The 16040-nt window shown below is 44.4% G+C and carries 17 protein-coding genes; 15 read left to right on the forward strand and 2 right to left on the reverse strand.

Going from position 1 to position 16040, the window contains the following annotated elements:
* The first annotated feature begins 4 nt into the window (after nt 1-4).
* Nucleotides 5-2125 (forward strand): HlyD family efflux transporter periplasmic adaptor subunit, encoded by a 2121-nt coding sequence (locus tag MARME_RS20625; protein WP_013663207.1) that lies wholly within the window; start codon nt 5-7, stop codon nt 2123-2125.
* Here MARME_RS20625 and MARME_RS20630 read toward each other — a convergent pair.
* Nucleotides 2122-3498, reverse strand: coding sequence for a sensor histidine kinase (locus MARME_RS20630; protein ID WP_013663208.1), 1377 nt, complete (start codon nt 3496-3498; stop codon nt 2122-2124). The genes MARME_RS20625 and MARME_RS20630 overlap by 4 nt on opposite strands.
* 3 nt (nt 3499-3501) lie before the next feature.
* The gene (locus MARME_RS20635; protein ID WP_013663209.1) at nt 3502-4167 is read right to left on the reverse strand and encodes a response regulator transcription factor; all 666 of its coding nucleotides are present in this window, start codon (nt 4165-4167) and stop codon (nt 3502-3504) included.
* A gap of 379 nt (nt 4168-4546) precedes the next feature.
* Between MARME_RS20635 and MARME_RS20640 the strand changes: the two genes are divergently transcribed.
* From MARME_RS20640 to MARME_RS20705, 14 genes are all read left to right on the forward strand, one after another.
* On the forward strand, nt 4547-4744 hold the full coding sequence (locus MARME_RS20640) for a Flp family type IVb pilin (protein WP_013663210.1): 198 nt from the start codon (nt 4547-4549) through the stop codon (nt 4742-4744).
* Between the two features lie 16 nt (nt 4745-4760).
* Nucleotides 4761-5309: an A24 family peptidase gene (locus MARME_RS20645; RefSeq protein ID WP_013663211.1), complete on the forward strand. Its 549-nt coding sequence runs from the start codon at nt 4761-4763 to the stop codon at nt 5307-5309.
* Between the two features lie 18 nt (nt 5310-5327).
* Nucleotides 5328-6275 (forward strand): Flp pilus assembly protein CpaB, encoded by a 948-nt coding sequence (gene cpaB / locus MARME_RS20650; protein WP_013663212.1) that lies wholly within the window; start codon nt 5328-5330, stop codon nt 6273-6275.
* Between the two features lie 47 nt (nt 6276-6322).
* The gene (locus MARME_RS20655; RefSeq protein ID WP_013663213.1) at nt 6323-7717 is read left to right on the forward strand and encodes a type II and III secretion system protein family protein; all 1395 of its coding nucleotides are present in this window, start codon (nt 6323-6325) and stop codon (nt 7715-7717) included.
* Nucleotides 7718-7733: 16 nt separating this feature from the next.
* Nucleotides 7734-8408, forward strand: a complete 675-nt coding sequence (locus MARME_RS20660) for a CpaD family pilus assembly protein (RefSeq protein WP_013663214.1) — start codon at nt 7734-7736, stop codon at nt 8406-8408.
* Between the two features lie 15 nt (nt 8409-8423).
* Nucleotides 8424-9668 (forward strand): AAA family ATPase, encoded by a 1245-nt coding sequence (locus MARME_RS20665; protein WP_013663215.1) that lies wholly within the window; start codon nt 8424-8426, stop codon nt 9666-9668.
* Nucleotides 9665-11032 carry a CpaF family protein gene (locus MARME_RS20670; protein ID WP_013663216.1) on the forward strand — a complete coding sequence of 456 codons (1368 nt, stop codon included), beginning with the start codon at nt 9665-9667 and terminating at the stop codon, nt 11030-11032. Before MARME_RS20665 ends, MARME_RS20670 begins: the two co-directional genes overlap by 4 nt.
* Nucleotides 11033-12016, forward strand: a complete 984-nt coding sequence (locus MARME_RS20675; RefSeq protein ID WP_013663217.1) for a type II secretion system F family protein — start codon at nt 11033-11035, stop codon at nt 12014-12016. It begins immediately after the preceding gene.
* Nucleotides 12013-12963 (forward strand): type II secretion system F family protein, encoded by a 951-nt coding sequence (locus MARME_RS20680; RefSeq protein ID WP_013663218.1) that lies wholly within the window; start codon nt 12013-12015, stop codon nt 12961-12963. Before MARME_RS20675 ends, MARME_RS20680 begins: the two co-directional genes overlap by 4 nt.
* A 2-nt stretch (nt 12964-12965) precedes the next feature.
* Complete coding sequence (locus MARME_RS20685; protein WP_013663219.1) at nt 12966-13853, forward strand: tetratricopeptide repeat protein; 888 nt, start codon at nt 12966-12968, stop codon at nt 13851-13853.
* Nucleotides 13853-14338: a TadE/TadG family type IV pilus assembly protein gene (locus MARME_RS20690; RefSeq protein ID WP_013663220.1), complete on the forward strand. Its 486-nt coding sequence runs from the start codon at nt 13853-13855 to the stop codon at nt 14336-14338. Before MARME_RS20685 ends, MARME_RS20690 begins: the two co-directional genes overlap by 1 nt.
* A complete protein-coding gene (locus tag MARME_RS20695) occupies nt 14338-14901 on the forward strand; it encodes a TadE/TadG family type IV pilus assembly protein (protein ID WP_013663221.1) in 564 nt (187 codons plus the stop codon). Before MARME_RS20690 ends, MARME_RS20695 begins: the two co-directional genes overlap by 1 nt.
* A gap of 39 nt (nt 14902-14940) precedes the next feature.
* Entirely contained in the window at nt 14941-15288 is a 348-nt protein-coding gene (locus MARME_RS20700; RefSeq protein WP_223294995.1) for a YbaN family protein, read from the forward strand.
* A 101-nt stretch (nt 15289-15389) separates the two neighbouring features.
* The gene (locus tag MARME_RS20705) at nt 15390-15980 is read left to right on the forward strand and encodes a biliverdin-producing heme oxygenase (RefSeq protein WP_013663223.1); all 591 of its coding nucleotides are present in this window, start codon (nt 15390-15392) and stop codon (nt 15978-15980) included.
* The last annotated feature ends 60 nt before the right edge of the window (nt 15981-16040 follow it).

The following is a 16040-nucleotide window of genomic DNA, read 5'->3' on the forward strand; positions in this document are numbered from 1 at the left end:
AATCATGCTTGATGCAACGGCGACAGAATGGGCTCCGTTAAGAGAAGATCTGAAACTCTTCGAAGCGCCAGAAGATGCATTCGGTGCGCCGACTTGGACACTAGAAGATCCAATCAGTGGGCAATTTTATCGCCTCGGTTGGCATGAAATGGAGATGCTAGCACGCTGGTCGCTGAACAGTGCTCAAGCGATTGCTGAGGATATTTGCCAGCACTTGACTTTGCTTGTCTCAGTAGAGGATGTGAAGGCCTTTTATAATTTTTTGCAGGGTCGCCATTTATTGATAAATACGCGTCTCGCCAAGCCTGAGAACGAAGCGAAATGGGATTCAATAAACCCTATTCGATGGCTGTTACGCCATTATTTATTTATGCGCGTTCCCCTATGTCGCCCTGATGCTTTTTTAGCGCTTACCTTGCCTTTAGCGCGGTTCTTTTTCAGTCGGTTATTTATATTTCTCTCTGTACTTGCGGCTGTTCTAGGGCTCTTTTTAGTGAGCCGCCAATGGCAAGCGTTTACGCACACTTATATGCACTTTTTTTCTTTTGAAGGCATGTTAGCCCTTGTACTAGCGCTCTTTTTTACTAAGTCGCTACATGAGTTAGGCCATGCCTATACTTGCAAACATTACGGCGGAAAGGTCGCAACAATGGGCGTTGCTTTGCTCGTACTGTGGCCGGTTTTATACACAGACACCTCAAGCGCTTGGCGGTTAAAAAGTAAAAAACAAAGGATGTTGATTGGTGCGGCTGGCGTCATCGTTGAGCTGTTAGTAGGCGCTTGGGCGCTGTTGCTGTGGAGTTTCATGCCAGAAGGGACGGGCAAGAGCCTAGCCTTTATGTTGGCTACGACGACTTGGATCTTATCCTTACTGATTAATTTAAGCCCCTTTATGCGTTTTGATGGGTATTTTTTGTTATCCGATTTTCTTGGAATAGCAAACTTACAACCCAGAGCTTTTGCTTTCACTCGGTGGAAGATTAGAGAATGGATTTTTGCGTTTAATCAATCGCCACCCGAGATTTTCTCTGTACAAATGCAGAGAGTATTGTTGAGTTATACGCTTGTCACCTGGTTGTATCGATTGTTTTTATACGTCGGCATCGCCCTTATGGTCTACCACTTTGCGTTTAAGTTATTGGGTATTGCTTTATTTATCGTGGAATTGTGGGTGTTTATTGTATTGCCTGTATTCAAAGAATTGAAAGTTTGGCAGCAGAAGAGAAGTATTATGAGCTGGAATAAAAACACCGTATGCAGTCTGACACTGTTGGCCCTTCTGTTATTTGTATTGTGCTACCCATGGCAAAGCCAAGTCGGAGCGCCTGCTGTGATGCGATCTTCTCAACAGTTTAACCTATACGTTCCTGCAAACGCGCAACTGCATCGTTCATTTGTTGAGCCTCATCAGGCCGTAAAGAAAGGACAGAAGCTATTTGAATTTGTTTCACCGGAGCTGAACCGAGAAGCGGACAGGTTGACGTTGCGTATTACTCGATTGCAAAAACAAGCCGATGTGAATCCATTCAGTCCGAACGCTTCCGCCAGTATAAAGGTGCTTAACGAGGAGCTTGTGACAGCCAACCAGCGTTTAACGCTAATCAACCAACAATTGGCACAGTTAACCCTAACCGCGCCCTTTGAGGGCGTCGTGATGACGCAATCCAATCTGCATCAGGAAGGCGATTGGCTGGCCGCAGGGGAAGGGTTAGGAATGCTTGTTAATACCCGATCAAATACCGTCGAAGCTTATATAAAGGAAAGCGATCTCAATCGAATTAAGGTCGATTCTGCCGCGTATTTTATCCCCGAAAGCCTTTCTTATCCGAAGATGTCTCTATTCTTAGAAGGTGTTGAAAATATTGCTTCGACTAAATTAACTTCTGCACCAGAATTAGCTTCGGTTTATGGCGGAAGAGTGGCGGCTAGCAACGCTAAAAATGACCCAATTCCTATCGCTGAGGAAGCGGTCTATCGGGCTTTTCTAACACCAACAGAACCTAATGCGGTTTCGCCAAATTGGGTAATACGGGGTGAAGTCTATATTAATGCCAAGGCAGAAAGCCTATTGAGTCAGCTTGTAAAGAGAGTGGTCTCAGTCCTCGTTAGGGAATCTTCGTTCTAGTTTATTTCATTAGAGTGAAGTGCGATGCAGACGGTTAATCCCGGATGATTATTGATTAGCGTTAACTCGCCATTATGCAAAGTGGTGATGGCTTGAACTAGAGTGAGTCCCAAACCATGACCAAAAACATCTTGTTTACTGGTGAGCCGTTTGAAGCGCTTGGTGACAACGGATTGATCTTCTTCAGCAATCCCTTTTCCTTGATCAGACACCTTGATAAGGGTGTTACCTAATGAAGATTCTAAGCTAAGAGTGATGACTCTACTGTCAGGCGCATACTTAAGAGCATTATCTAATAGGTTGGCAATGGCCTGAAAAATTAAGATCTTATCCGCATAAAAATGATATTTTTTATTGGCCACTATGTTTAATTGAATATCGAGGTTTTCTGCCAGAGGTAGATAGTACTCATACGCTTCATGGAGTATGTCGTATGCATTTATTTTATTTTTTTGATGACTGACTTGTCCTGTTTCAACCTCAGACAAACGCATAATTGAACGAAATAACCTCTGGATTTGTTCTGTTTCTTTAATCGCCTCTTCCAGCTCCTGAAGCTCGTGCTCATCGGTTTTTTCAGACAAGTTGATGAGTTTATGTTGTAAGCGGGTTAATGGCGTTCTCAGTTCATGGGCAACATGGCTAGTAATGGTACGTACCTCGCCCATTAATGTTTCGGTGCGACTGAGAACCAAATTAATTTCTTTACCCAATTGGCCAAACTCATCACCGTTGTTCTTATAGTTGACTCTAACGTCGTGCTTGCCTCGTGCATACTGCTCTAAGACTTCGATGATGTGGTTTACGCGAAAGAGATTGTGCAGACTGAAAGGCAGACTAATCAGTAAGATCGACAATTGGATGGCCAGCAAGCCGGCACCTGTCATCAAAGGAATAATGCGCGTTTGTTGCAGCATGGGTTGAATGTTATAGGCATTAAAGTAAAGGCCGCCGTCAGCCAGAGGTGTCAACAACCCGAATAATTCACTGTGCTGGCTTTTTAACGATAAAATTTTCGGGGCATTCGACCGGTTGTCGCTCAAAATCAGAATTTGAGCTTGCGTAAGTATCGCCTGTTGGCCATATATCAGCTGATCTTGGCTATCCAGAATGAATGAAAAATGGTCTTTACGAGTGTCTAGTTGGTAATCGGTGGAGAGCTGATTAGCGAGCCATCTACTGTTGTTAAAAAGTCCTTTAAGTTTTTTATTTTCAAGGTTTTCAAAAATCATCCCGCGAACATGGCTTTTCATAATATTGCTGAGAACATGATCGCAAATGGGTATGGCGGCAGAGGAAATAAGTAAACAAATAAACGCAATGGTCGCAGCTTGCCGAAAACTGCTGCTATGAAGTAATGGCTTTATAAACACAGTTTACCCTAATGCATACCCAACGGACCGTATCGTTCGGATAATTGGGTTTTTAGAACCACCATCGAGCTTGTTTCTAAGTTTGGACAAGTGAACATCCAGCACATTGGTCTGTGGATCAAAGTGGTAGCCCCATGCTTTTTCAAGCAACATACTGCGCGTTACCGTCTGCCCCGGGTGCTCAGCCAACACATAAAGCAGTTTGAATTCCTTGTTGGTGAGATCTACTCGATGTCCAGAGCGAGTCACTTCATGGCGCTCTAAATTAATGATCATGTCTTTGATTTTTATGAAGTTACTCGATGCGACTTGTTTTGTACGGCAGTAAAGTCTTTCCAGACGCAACAGCAACTCCGCAAAATCAAATGGCTTACCTAGGTAGTCATCCGCTCCGGCTCTCAAGCCTTCAATCCGATCTGAAGTTTGATCATTTGCGGATAAGATTAAAACCGGTGGATGAGATTCATTTGCCAGCAAACCCAACAGCTGAATACCATCAATCTTGGGAATGACCCGATCAAGCAAGATGACATCAAACACTTCTTCCTTGATGAGCTTAAGGGCATCTTCCCCATTATCGACTAATTTACACGAGTGCCCTGAGGTATGCAGTTTACTGCTAATCCAATGACTGACAGAGGCATCATCTTCAACAATCAGAATACGCATAATAGTAATCTCGGCAAGGGTTGAATTTATGGGTTTTGAAACTTTGGTTTTCACACAATAGTTTGCTGGACTTTAAATTAAACGATAATCATTATCAACTGCATTATCTTTACTTAGCGTTACATAACTTAACTTTCACATTCGTTACTTAATCTTAACTGTTCAAAAAGAATCCATAGTTCAAGCAGTAAACTTTCAATGTGATGCCTGTTTGTCCTATGTGAAATTCAGGGGTTCATCCTACCAACGGCCACGCAACAAGAGCCAGCCTGTATTCATTAAGCATTCTTAATGCTTTGCCTATTGTATCGCTAATGAGAATCAATCTTAATATGTCTCGATTCAGGAACAACCACTATTGTGATATTGAGAGGAAGAGATGAAATCAAGCATAAAACGTTTTTTGTCTGACGAGCGCGGCGTCACGGCGATTGAGTACGGCATTCTTGCTGCGGCGATGGCGGCTGCCATCGGTGTCATATTTGGTTCAGACGGCGTCTTTGTAACGGCACTAAAAGATCGTTTTTCTTCGATCGCCGATCAGATTACAAATACCAACAACCCTGGCACAGAATAGGCAATTGACACCCTTCATGTTTGATTTCGCCATGCCAGTCATCCTGACGTTTGCCTCTTTGTGGGTCATTGTGACGGATCTATTTTACCGACGTATACACAATCGTTTGGTGTTGATGCTGTTGGTGCTTTGGCTGGTTTCTGCCGCCCTATCTTTGATTACATCAGACGAAAATAGATCTGCGCTATTAGCGGATTTTGGTTATACGAGTTTGGGGGCTGTCGGCGTTTTACTGGTGGGGTTCTGCTTGTTCTTGGTCGGTCAAATGGGTGCAGGAGACGTTAAGTTGATGTCAATTTTATGCTTATGGGTAGGCGTTGAGCAGCAGCTGACGTTTTTAGTAGTGACGGCGTTAGCGGGCGGCGTGCTGGCCTTATTTTTGCCGTTTATTTCGCTCATCGAGCTTGCTGGCGCGAAAGCCATATTGCAGCTTTCAGAACGATATCCAAGTTTCAAAATCCCGGCTCCTATCGCGTTCTCACGTGAAGGTGTGAAAGGACTGCCCTATGGACTGGCCATATCAGTTGGTTATTTTTACGTCCTCATAAGCCCCTTATTTCGTTAACACAAGAGAGATTGTTAAATGAAAGCTTCATCTGTTTTTTTCGTGTCTGGTGCGCTGATTTTCGCATTAGGCGGTGCGCTTCTTGGTAGTGCTCTTTTGACTTCAGAGCCACCGCCAAAAACGGTAACTAAAGTTGTGCCGAAAAAGCCCAATTATCGCGCGGTGCTAGTGGCGTCAAATACGTTAAGGCCGGGGGACTTTATGAACGCAACGTCCATCGAATGGCGAGCTGCAGACAAACAGTATCCAGAAGATGCTTTTTTCCTAAAAGGGTTGGATGAAAAAAGCCAACTGTACGGCGCGACCGTAACGCAACCGATTCCAGCCGGAACAGAATTAGAAAGCGACTTGCTGGTATCTCCGGGTGAGCCTGGATTCATTGCATCAGTATTAAAGCCGGGAATGAGAGCGGTGGCGATACCAGCTGATGTAGTAACGAGTAATGCAGGGTTAATCTCAGGTGGCGATCGTGTCGATGTGATTTTGAGTTTAAAAAGAGATTATGAGCAAGGGGCTGATAACAATCCACTCGCGACCATTAAGCTTCCAAAATTGGCCTCGCAAACCTTGTTGCGAAATGTCCGTGTCTTATCGCTGAACGGCACACTGGACGCCTTTCGAGAAAAAGTACAGAAAGTCGAATCAAAGAAAGAGAAGAAAACCGATTCAAACAAGCGTAAATCCTACGAAACCGTCACGTTAGAAGTGCTTCCCAAAGACGTTGAGCGGCTCACCGTTGCGCGTGAAGTCGGGATATTGCAATTAGCGCTAAGAAGCGTTCAAGGTCAAGACCTTGCCTTGTCTACCTCCCCTGAAAAAGATTCAAAAGAATCTCAAAGTGAAGTCACCACGTTAGGACAAGTGACTGACATTTATGACAGCTTCAAACCAATGGAAGACGACGATATGACCTCTGTGTTGATGTTCCGAGGAGAAGAGCAAGATACCGCAGAATTCATGAATTAAGTGCGGCTCATGAACCGCTTAGTTAATTTTACAATGGAATTTTTTTGATGTTTTCCAAATACTATTTTTTAACATTGTTTGCCGTTTGCAGCGTTCAGTCAACGCTCGCTTTTGCCACCTATGATGTGGATCAACCCGCTGATAACAATAGTCGTATCGCCGAGTCTCGATTCGAAGAAGTTGCTGTCAGTGGTCAAGTTAAGCTGCACGTAAACCAAGGCACATTGCTTAATTTGCCAAAAGCCGCGTCAAAGGTATTGATCGCCAATCCAGAAGTGGCCAGCTTCCAAATGCCTTCACCGGATAATGTCTTCGTGTTTGCCAAAGCACCGGGGGACACAACCTTATATGCGTTAGATGAAAACAACGATGTGATTATTGCGGTGACGTTAACATCAGGTTATGACTTAGAGGGATTAACCCGTCAGGTAGCAAAAGAGGTTCCCGGAACAGAAGTTCAGGTCGGTCCAGCAACAGATAAAGGATTAATTGTTCGAGGAACCGTTCAAACTCCGCAGCAAGCTAAACAAGTCATTAGCAGTGTGGAGTCGTATCTAGGAGCCAGCACATCAGCAAACGGTCGGGGCGGTCGGGGCGGTCAGAGCAACCAAAGCCTACGAATTGTTAATCAGCTTAAAGTTGCCTTGTCCTCGCAAGTGAACATCAGCGTTCGAATCGTTGAAGTGTCTCGTAGCCTAACTCACGCCTTAGGGTTTAGTTGGGATACATTGTTTGACAACAACACAGGTTTTATCCGTAACGGCAGTAGCTTATTCGATGCCTCAACAGGTGTCTTCGATGGAAGTGGTATCTCCTTGGGGGTGTTGGGCGGCACCATAGGCGACGTGGGTGGCGTACTTTCAGCGCTTTCTAATGATGGAATGGCGAGTATTTTAGCAGAGCCTAACTTGACCGCCATGTCGGGTGAAACAGCGGGATTTGCGGTGGGCGGAGAAGTGCCTATCGTGATTCAGACAAACAACAGCGTAACCATTGAATATAAACAATATGGGGTCATTATGCGCATGACGCCAACACTCCTATCACCCAATCGAATCAGTTTGCACATTGCCCCTGAAGTCAGTGACCTATCGGATGATGGATCCGTTGTGCTTAATGACACAACAATTCCAGCCTTTAAAGTTCGACGGGCGAATACCACCGTTGAGCTTGCCAGTGGTCAAAGTTTTGCGCTGGCCGGGATGCTTCGAAGCAGTGTCAGTCAAACGGTAAGCGGCGTCCCTGGCTTACGCAGTATTCCCGTACTAGGACGCATGTTTGAAACGGAAATAAATCAAAAGGAAGAAACGGAGCTGGTCATTATTGCAACGGCGTATATTGTCGAACCTACGTCAGCCAACAATCTTCAATCCCCGGCACAAGGCATCAGCACGATTGACGCGCATTTACCGCCTTTAGCATCGGCCGGTTATTTATATTGATCAAGAGGGTTCTAGTATGCGTATTTTTTCCATAAGTATTGTGTTTTTACTTTTTTTAAGTGGCTGTGATCACACCGTTCATCGTCTACGAAATGGTTCTTCTGAAGCGGAAAAAGGCACTCCAGCGTTTGTCGTAAAGCCAACGGTTTCGTCTATTTCATTGCAGTTGCAAGAAAACGGGAGTTTAAAAAAGTCTGCTCTTGATGGTTTGAATGCTTTGTTACGAAACCAAGGGCGTTTATCCAGCCAAGTCATTAGGCTTCAGCCTTATACGGACAAAGGCAATGTATTCGCTTCGCATTTAAAAGATTCGTTGTTGTCGCTGGGTGTTCAGGAAAGCAAGCTCAAGATTTTGCCCATTCAATACCAAGCCACGACCATCAAGCCTGATTTAGAAAACGATAAACAAGACAAATGGGATCTGTCGCTCACCTCTGAAGCCATGGTGGTAGTGACAAAGGATTGCAGCATTGAGGATTCACAAGCTTGGTCAGTACATTCATATGAGTCAATTGGAACACTGGGGTGTGCCAATCGAGCCAATATTGCGCAGATGGTTTCCGACCCTCGTGATCTCATTCGTGGCAGGACACTGGATGACGCTGATGGTGTTCATGCTGTTGAAGCGATGACACGTTATCACGAATCTGACGTGACACCGCTTTTAGATATCGATTTCAATGAAGACTAAGCTTGGAGATGCAAGATGAGTGATATAAACATGCAAACTGAGAAAGCGGCTTCAATCGTCTATTTTACTGCGCAAAAAGAAGAAAAAGCGGCCGTCTGTGATCGTTTGGTGAGGCTGGGGTACGCCAGTGATGTGGTGCATTCTGGCGGTATTTCAGCGGCTAATGAGTGGTGTAAGCACAACGCCATTCCTCATCTTATTTTTGCGGATATCGATAAAGTGAACACGCCTTTGCTCGCCGTGGCCGAACTGATAGAGCGAACAAGTCCCACCAGCAAACTGATTGTCGTGGGGTCAGATCAGAGTATTGATCAATACCGCGCATTGCTCTCCATTGGGGTGTTTGATTACTTGGTGAAACCCGCCCCTTTAGACATGATGGCCAAAATGATCCAAAAGGCACGCAGAGGCGACGAAAGTGAATCGTTCGGCACAGGTCGCACTATTTCTGTCACAGGGTCTTCAGGTGGAATCGGCACATCACTCGTTGCCTACGCATTGGGAAGGTTGCTTTCAAATCAACGCTACTTTAAATCAGCTTTAGTCGATTTTGACCGTAAAAATGGCTGTCTTGATCTGATGCTAGGGGCGCAAGGCGAGTCTGGCTTAGACAGCGTATTACAGACCGACAAGATCGATTCGCGTTTGCTAGAACGCTCTATGACAGAAATTGACGGGCGCTTGAGCCTACTGGCACAACAACCAAACTATCAAGCAAAAGACATCGACGATACCGATCAGCTATTGCTGTTAGGGGCGGGGCTGTGCCGTATATTTAATCAAGTGATTTGGGATTTACCTTCTTCTCAACCCTATGGATCATTGGAAGTCTTAAAGCACAGCCAGGCCCGAATTATTCTGGTTGATCTGACCGTGGCCGATGCGAGAAATACCCTGAGATTACTCAACGAAATCGGAGATGAGTCAAACGGTCAGCGCATTTTATTAGTGCGCAATACCTGTCGCCAACAGAATGTCGATGTGATTACTCAAACCGCTTTTGAAGAATTTGTGGGACGAAAAATCGACATGCAACTGCCCTTTGTGGGAGGCGGCTTAAGTAAAAGTCTACTGCAAGGTAAATTGTCATTTGACGCGTTCCCTGAATTAACACGACATTTGCTGCATCTTACGGATCTGGCATGCGGGAAAGAACCTCAAGAACTCTCCTCTTCGCTCCCTTTTATGGCGTCTTTTTTGAGTAAACTTCGACCAAATAACACAAGCAAGAAGCTGCGCCTGAAAGGAGCACGATTGTGATCATTAAGTCGGCTTTAAAAGAAAAGCAAACGGTAAAGAAAGCGCCCGAACACTCTCCATCGGGGAGCACAGACAAGCCGCATGATCAGCCAATTTCACGGTATAAAATGGCTGATGAGTCCAGCGACTTAAACTATAAGAATAAACGTTTGATTCGCCAGAAACTCTACGAGCAAATTGACCCTATTAAAGCGGCCACTCTAAGCCACGAGCAACTGAATCAACAAATTGAATCGATCATTCGAGGCATCTGTGACCACAACCGATTGCAGTTATCACTCGATGATGAGCAAACCATTTGCCGTGAAATGTTTCATGAAATGATCGGAATTGGTCCAATTGAACCTTTATTGGCCGATGATTCCGTGAACGATATTTTGGTAAACGGTGCTGGGCAAGTGTTCATTGAACGCTACGGAAAGCTTGAGTTATCGACCATCCGATTTATTGACGAAGAGCATGTATTGAACATTGCGCAACGGATTGCCGCAGCCGTTGGCCGCCGTATCGATGAAACTCAACCCATGGTGGATGCGCGTCTGGCGGACGGCAGTCGAGTCAATATAATCACGCACCCTCTTGCGATTGATGGCACGTCAATTTCGATACGGAAATTCATGCGCCGCAACATGTCATTAGAAGTGTTAGAAAGCGGAAACGCCCTATCTACTGGTATGGTGACAGTGCTGCGCAGAGCGATGCAGGGTAAATTAAACATCATTGTTTCTGGCGGAACGGGCGCAGGTAAAACAACGCTTCTTAACGCCTTATCTCAAGAGATCAGCGGTGATGATCGAATCATCACGATTGAAGATGCTGCCGAACTTCAATTGCAACAAATTCACGTGGTGCGCTTAGAAACTCGCCCTGTCAGCGCGGAAGGAACCGGGAAAGTTGATCAACGCGATTTAGTGCGAAATGCGTTACGGATGCGACCAGATCGTATTATTTTGGGTGAGGTTCGAGGTGGCGAAAGTTTTGACATGCTACAAGCCATGAACACCGGACATGACGGCTCGCTTTGTACGGTACATGCAAACACCCCACGAGACGCCATTATGCGGCTTGAAAATATGGTGATGATGGCGGGAATGCAGTTGCCGCAAGAGGCCATACGACGACAAATCGCGAGTGCGGTCGATTTGGTCGTACAAGTTGAAAGAATGCGAGATGGCTCTCGTCGAATTGTTTCTGTGACAGAAGTGTGTGGTATGGAAGACGATGTCATTCAAACTCAAGAAATATTCGGCTTTCGAACTGACAGCGTTGATTCGTTGGGTAAAATTGTCGGGGAATTTGTATCCTCAGGTCAACGGCCCGCGTTCTATGCCACTCATTCTCATTATTTTCAGGACGTTGAGTAAATGAGCGCATTTAACCTGCTTCCCGTTGTAATTTTCAGCTTAATTCTCGGTGCATTTTTACTGGTCTATTTAGGCGTTCAAAGTCGCAAGAAAGCGAAACAGAGCGAAGCCTTTCTGACTTCATTGAAGCAGCAATTAACCATGAACCAACGTGCTGCCGTTGAAGAGTCGATGAACATTAAGCGAAACAATGCAGAATCGTTTTGGTTTGATTTGCCTATTATCGGTGGCTGGATCAACCGTATTTGGCTCGATTTTTCCTTGCTCGGTTGGCAAGAAAAATGGCGCTCTAGAGCCACACTATTAGCCACACCTTGTTTGCTGCTGGGTTTTACCTTGGGCAAAAGCAGTCAATTCCCCATTGGAGCCAGTGTGTTGTTGTCCTTAGGGTTCTTTTTCGCCCTTATTGTTTTGTTGTACCGCAATGCGATGGGGAAGCATTTAAAAGAATTTAAGCAAAACTTACCACAGGCCATTGATTCCATTGTACGTGTCGTAAAAGCGGGCGTACCTGCAACCAACGCATTTGGACTCATTGCAAACAACTTACCGGGTCCCTTGGCAAAAGAACTTGCCCTCATTGATAAATGGCTATCGCTAGGGTTGTCATTGCGTCAAGCAATGCAAGATTCCGCCATCCGCGTGCCTCTTAATGAATATCGATTTTTTGCGGTCATTTTGGTGATTAACCAAGAAGCCGGGGGACGACTGAGTGATACGTTAGAGCGTCTTTCTGAAACATTACGCGAACGTCAGGAATTGGCTCTGAAGATCCGCGCCAAAACGTCAGAAGTGAGAGCCTCCGCGGTGATTGTGGCGATGTTAGCGCCTTTATCCTTAGCCTATATGTATTTCAATTCTCCCAAAGATTTTCAGTTTTTGCTAAGCGACCCCACGGGAAACAGTGTCTTGATCTATGCGTTTGGCAGCGTTCTGACTGGATTGGCAATTACGCACTTTATGATCAAACGGGTGATTCGATGAACGAACAGATGATACTCCCAGCACTCATAGGTTTTTTTCTGTGCGCTGCGGGCATGGTTTTACTGGCTCTGTATGTGCGAACCAAACCTAAGACGTTGGCCGAGCGGTTGGCGTCACAGCAAGATCATGCTTCTACTACAGCACACGAAGCGTCCCTTTTGATTGAAGCCAATATGGCCACCTCATGGTGGCGTAAATGCTTGGCTCCTATCGATCGTATCGGCCAAGAATTGGTCGGAACCGAAAGCGATCGTTTTGCAACGAGAAAGTTATTGTTGATGGCGGGGTTACGACATTCTCAATCCTTAGGACTTTATACCTTCGGCAAGCTGGCAGTGGGTCTTTTCTTATCGGTAATGTTTGTCTTTTTTGTATTAGAAAAAGGCGACCGACTCAGCTTAAGCGCTTTAGCAGGCAGTTTGATTATTCTCTTTTTATCGTCATTCAGTGCAGAAATCTGGTTAAAGATGCGCGCAGCCAGCCGTGGAGGAAAATTGTCATCCAGTTTACCGGATGCATTGGATTTGATGGTCATTTGCGCGGAAGCAGGTTTGCCCCTAGGGCGTATTTTTAAAACCGTTTCTAAAGAACTGGCTTTTTCCTCACCGGAATTGGCCGAAGAGATCGGTTATACGCATGCTGAATTACAAATCCTCAGTGATCGATCAAAAGCGTTAATGAATTTGGCCGACCGCTGTGGTGTCGATAACGTCGCAGCCATGGTATCGACCTTGATACAAGCAGAACGTTACGGCACTCCCCTGTCTCAGGCTCTACGTACCATTTCGGTAGAAAGTAGAAAAAACATGGTTTTAGAGTTGGAAGAGAAAGCGGGAAAGTTACCGGCTCAATTAAGTGTCCCGCTGATGGTTTTCATTTTACCTCCCGTAATCGCCATGATGGGAACGCCCGCCATGATTCGCATTATCCGTATGCTAGGAAGTTAACAATGTCACTGATAAAAAACACTCACAATTCATTCCGTTTTGGCTCTCTAACCGCAACCGCACTCTTGTTAGTAATGCTAGCTGGGTGCTCCAGCCAAGTGATAAAAGACGGCGAACCAGTGATTGAGAACGCGCCCTACGAAGCAGAAAGTGCAGAGGAAGCGCTAAAATTGGCGCATTTATTAAGAGACAATGGCCGCTATAAAGCCGCTTATGAAGTCTACGAAAATATGGATGAAAAAGGCCAATTAGAAGGCGCTTTTGTATTGGAATATGCCAGCATATCTGCGTCTTTTTTGCCTCCACTGGAGGCCATTGCCTTGTTTAAGCGCGCCGAATTGGCGTTAGATGGCAACATAACTTCGGAACAAACGCAGGCAATTTGCGTCGGCATGGGCCGTGCTCATCTGGCGCTATCACAGTTCGAACAGGCTTCCTCTAATTTTCAATGCGCTCTTCAGGCCAACCCAAACAGTGTTGTCGCATTGAATGGTATGGGCGTTGTTTTAAATAAGCAGGGAAACTTTCCTGAAGCCTTAAAACATCTACAAAAAGCCATCGACTTATCCCCATCAAGTAAATTGGTGGTAAATAACTTATCTCTAACGTGGCTCGCTCTGGGAAAACATCAAAAAGCCATTAGTTTATTAAGGACAAAACACAATAACATGGCCATTTCGACTCGTCTTAATTTGGCCTTGGTGTATGTTTTTAACCATAGAGAAGACATGGCAAGGAAAGTTTTACTAGAAGCACTGCCTCAACAGAACACGGAACAAATACTCGATCAATATTCATCTTCTCTTCATCGTGTGGAAAATGGCGTTGCCATCGAGACTGAACTTTTTGCGCTAAGCAACACGCCTATTCAATTAAAGGATCTGGAATAATGGGCTCTATTGCGCATTTTTTAAGGAATAAAGATGCCGTTGTTTCAATCGAAGTTGCTCTTATATTCCCCGTGATTTTATTTATATTGATGATGTTTTTTGAGCTGGCAAGAATCGCACTTGTTATTACCTTAGTCGACGTTTCTATTGAGCAAAGTGTGCAGAGTTTTAGAGAAGATGCTCTGTTTAATACCTTAACTGAAGAAGAGATAAAAACCACGACAAGTGAAAATATCATTGCGCACTCATTTAATATGATTCATGAAGACAGTATTCAAATTGAATTACAGCGATTCTCAAACCTAAATGAATTTGCAGATGTCAAAGAGTCTGAAAATACGTACTACTCTTTGCCAATTCTTAACTTTAGTGTGTATCTAAATGAGAATTTTATAACGCCATTGCCTCAGTTTTTTGGCCTCGGTGATTCATTCCAGCATGAATACCGACACGTTTTAGGCGATCTATTAGGAGACGAAGCCTAATGCGTCGACGCTTTTTAGCCAACGAAAGCGGGGCAACCGTTATTGAATTTGCTTTGTCGCTCCCCATAATGTTTGGAATATTGTTAGTAAGCACCGACTTATACAACATCAATCGTATGAGGGGCGATATGGAGCAGGCATCTCATAATCTTGCTTCTATTTTGGCCAATCAGCAGGAGTGGAATGCCGACAGTTTTGACTATTTAATTGAACACACCATTGATAACTCAGTGGGTGAAGAGTATGAATTGATTGTATCCAAGGTCAATATAGATAGATCAATGGATTGGTCGCCCATTAGGCGGGGAGAGATAAGCGATGTCTGTGCTGAAAAGAGCTCTGGGAAGTACTATTCAGATCAAATGCCAGAAGAAGACCCCGATAGCAATACGGCCTCCTTTTTAGTTATTCAGTTATGCCGTTACAATGATGATTTGATAATAAACAGTGGTTTGTTGGGCAGTAAAAAAATGGAATCGACGTCCATAAATCGCCTGCTTTATCATTCTGTTGTGTTGGATAAGAGACTTTCTGGGGAAGTCGGTGTGGAATATGAAGAATAAGGGCGAAGAAATAAGGTGCTGACAAAAAGTAAACAATTTATGTATCAAGTAATCGCCGTAATTAGTTTAGGGCTGGCGATATTTGGTGTCATTACCCCAGGTTTTCCGGCAACGGAGTTTGTATTATTGTGCGCTTGGTCTTCTGCTAAGGGATCACCGAAAATTTATCATCTTTTACACACCAATCGTTTCACTGGCCCGGTTTTAAACGACTGGAAAAATGGAAAATTTATATCACTCAATAATAAAGTTTTCTCATCGATCAGCATGATTCTGTGTGTCTTTTTTTTATTTTATAGCGGCATCCACATTTATCTGATTAGTTTTGGTCTAATTGGCATCAGCATTAGTTTTATTTGGGTTTGGTCACGACCAAGTCGTGTATAAAAAAGCAAATAACTATGAGTTTTTCTTAATATAAATCTCATGGCTATTTGATCAGTCAGTTCTTATTATTTTAAGAATTTCAAATGTTATCGAGGTGCCCAATGGAAACTATTCAAGAAAAGCCAGAAACTCTTACCTTTGCAAAAAGACTGAAGTTTTCAACCAGAACCAATCACGACAGCGTTGATCAACTTGTAATGCAATCCGCACCCTTTTTGAACAACATAAATTACGCAAAATTTCTGCGTCTACAGCACATCTTCCACTTAAGCGTCGCGCCTTTTTATCAAAATGATGTTTTACAGGAATGGTTCCCTGGATTAGCCGATTTACCAAGGCTATCAGCAGTAGAATCTGATTTAAAAGATCTAGGGCTTGAGCCAAATGTCTCATCTTATCAACTCGCGACTGTGCCAAATCTCTTCCAAGCAATTGGTTGGTTGTATTGCGCTGAAGGCTCCAACATCGGTGCGGCATTTTTGTATAAGGAAACGCAGAAGCTTAATTTTGATGCGGAACATGGTGCTAAACACTTAGCAGCACACCCGGAAGGTCGAGCACCGCACTGGCGTAAATTTGTCGCACAATTGGATGCGTTGAACCTGACAGAAGAACAAGAGAGCGAAGCCGTGAAGGGCGCTACAGAGGCTTTCGCTTTTTACAAGAAAACCTTAATAAGCCTAGAAGACTGAGCAGAATAAAACATTTGTATTGCTAGAAAAAGCGATAGCAAGGTCGATAAAAAAACAGCT

This window comes from Marinomonas mediterranea MMB-1 (assembly GCF_000192865.1).
Classification (GTDB): Bacteria; Pseudomonadota; Gammaproteobacteria; order Pseudomonadales; family Marinomonadaceae; genus Marinomonas; species Marinomonas mediterranea.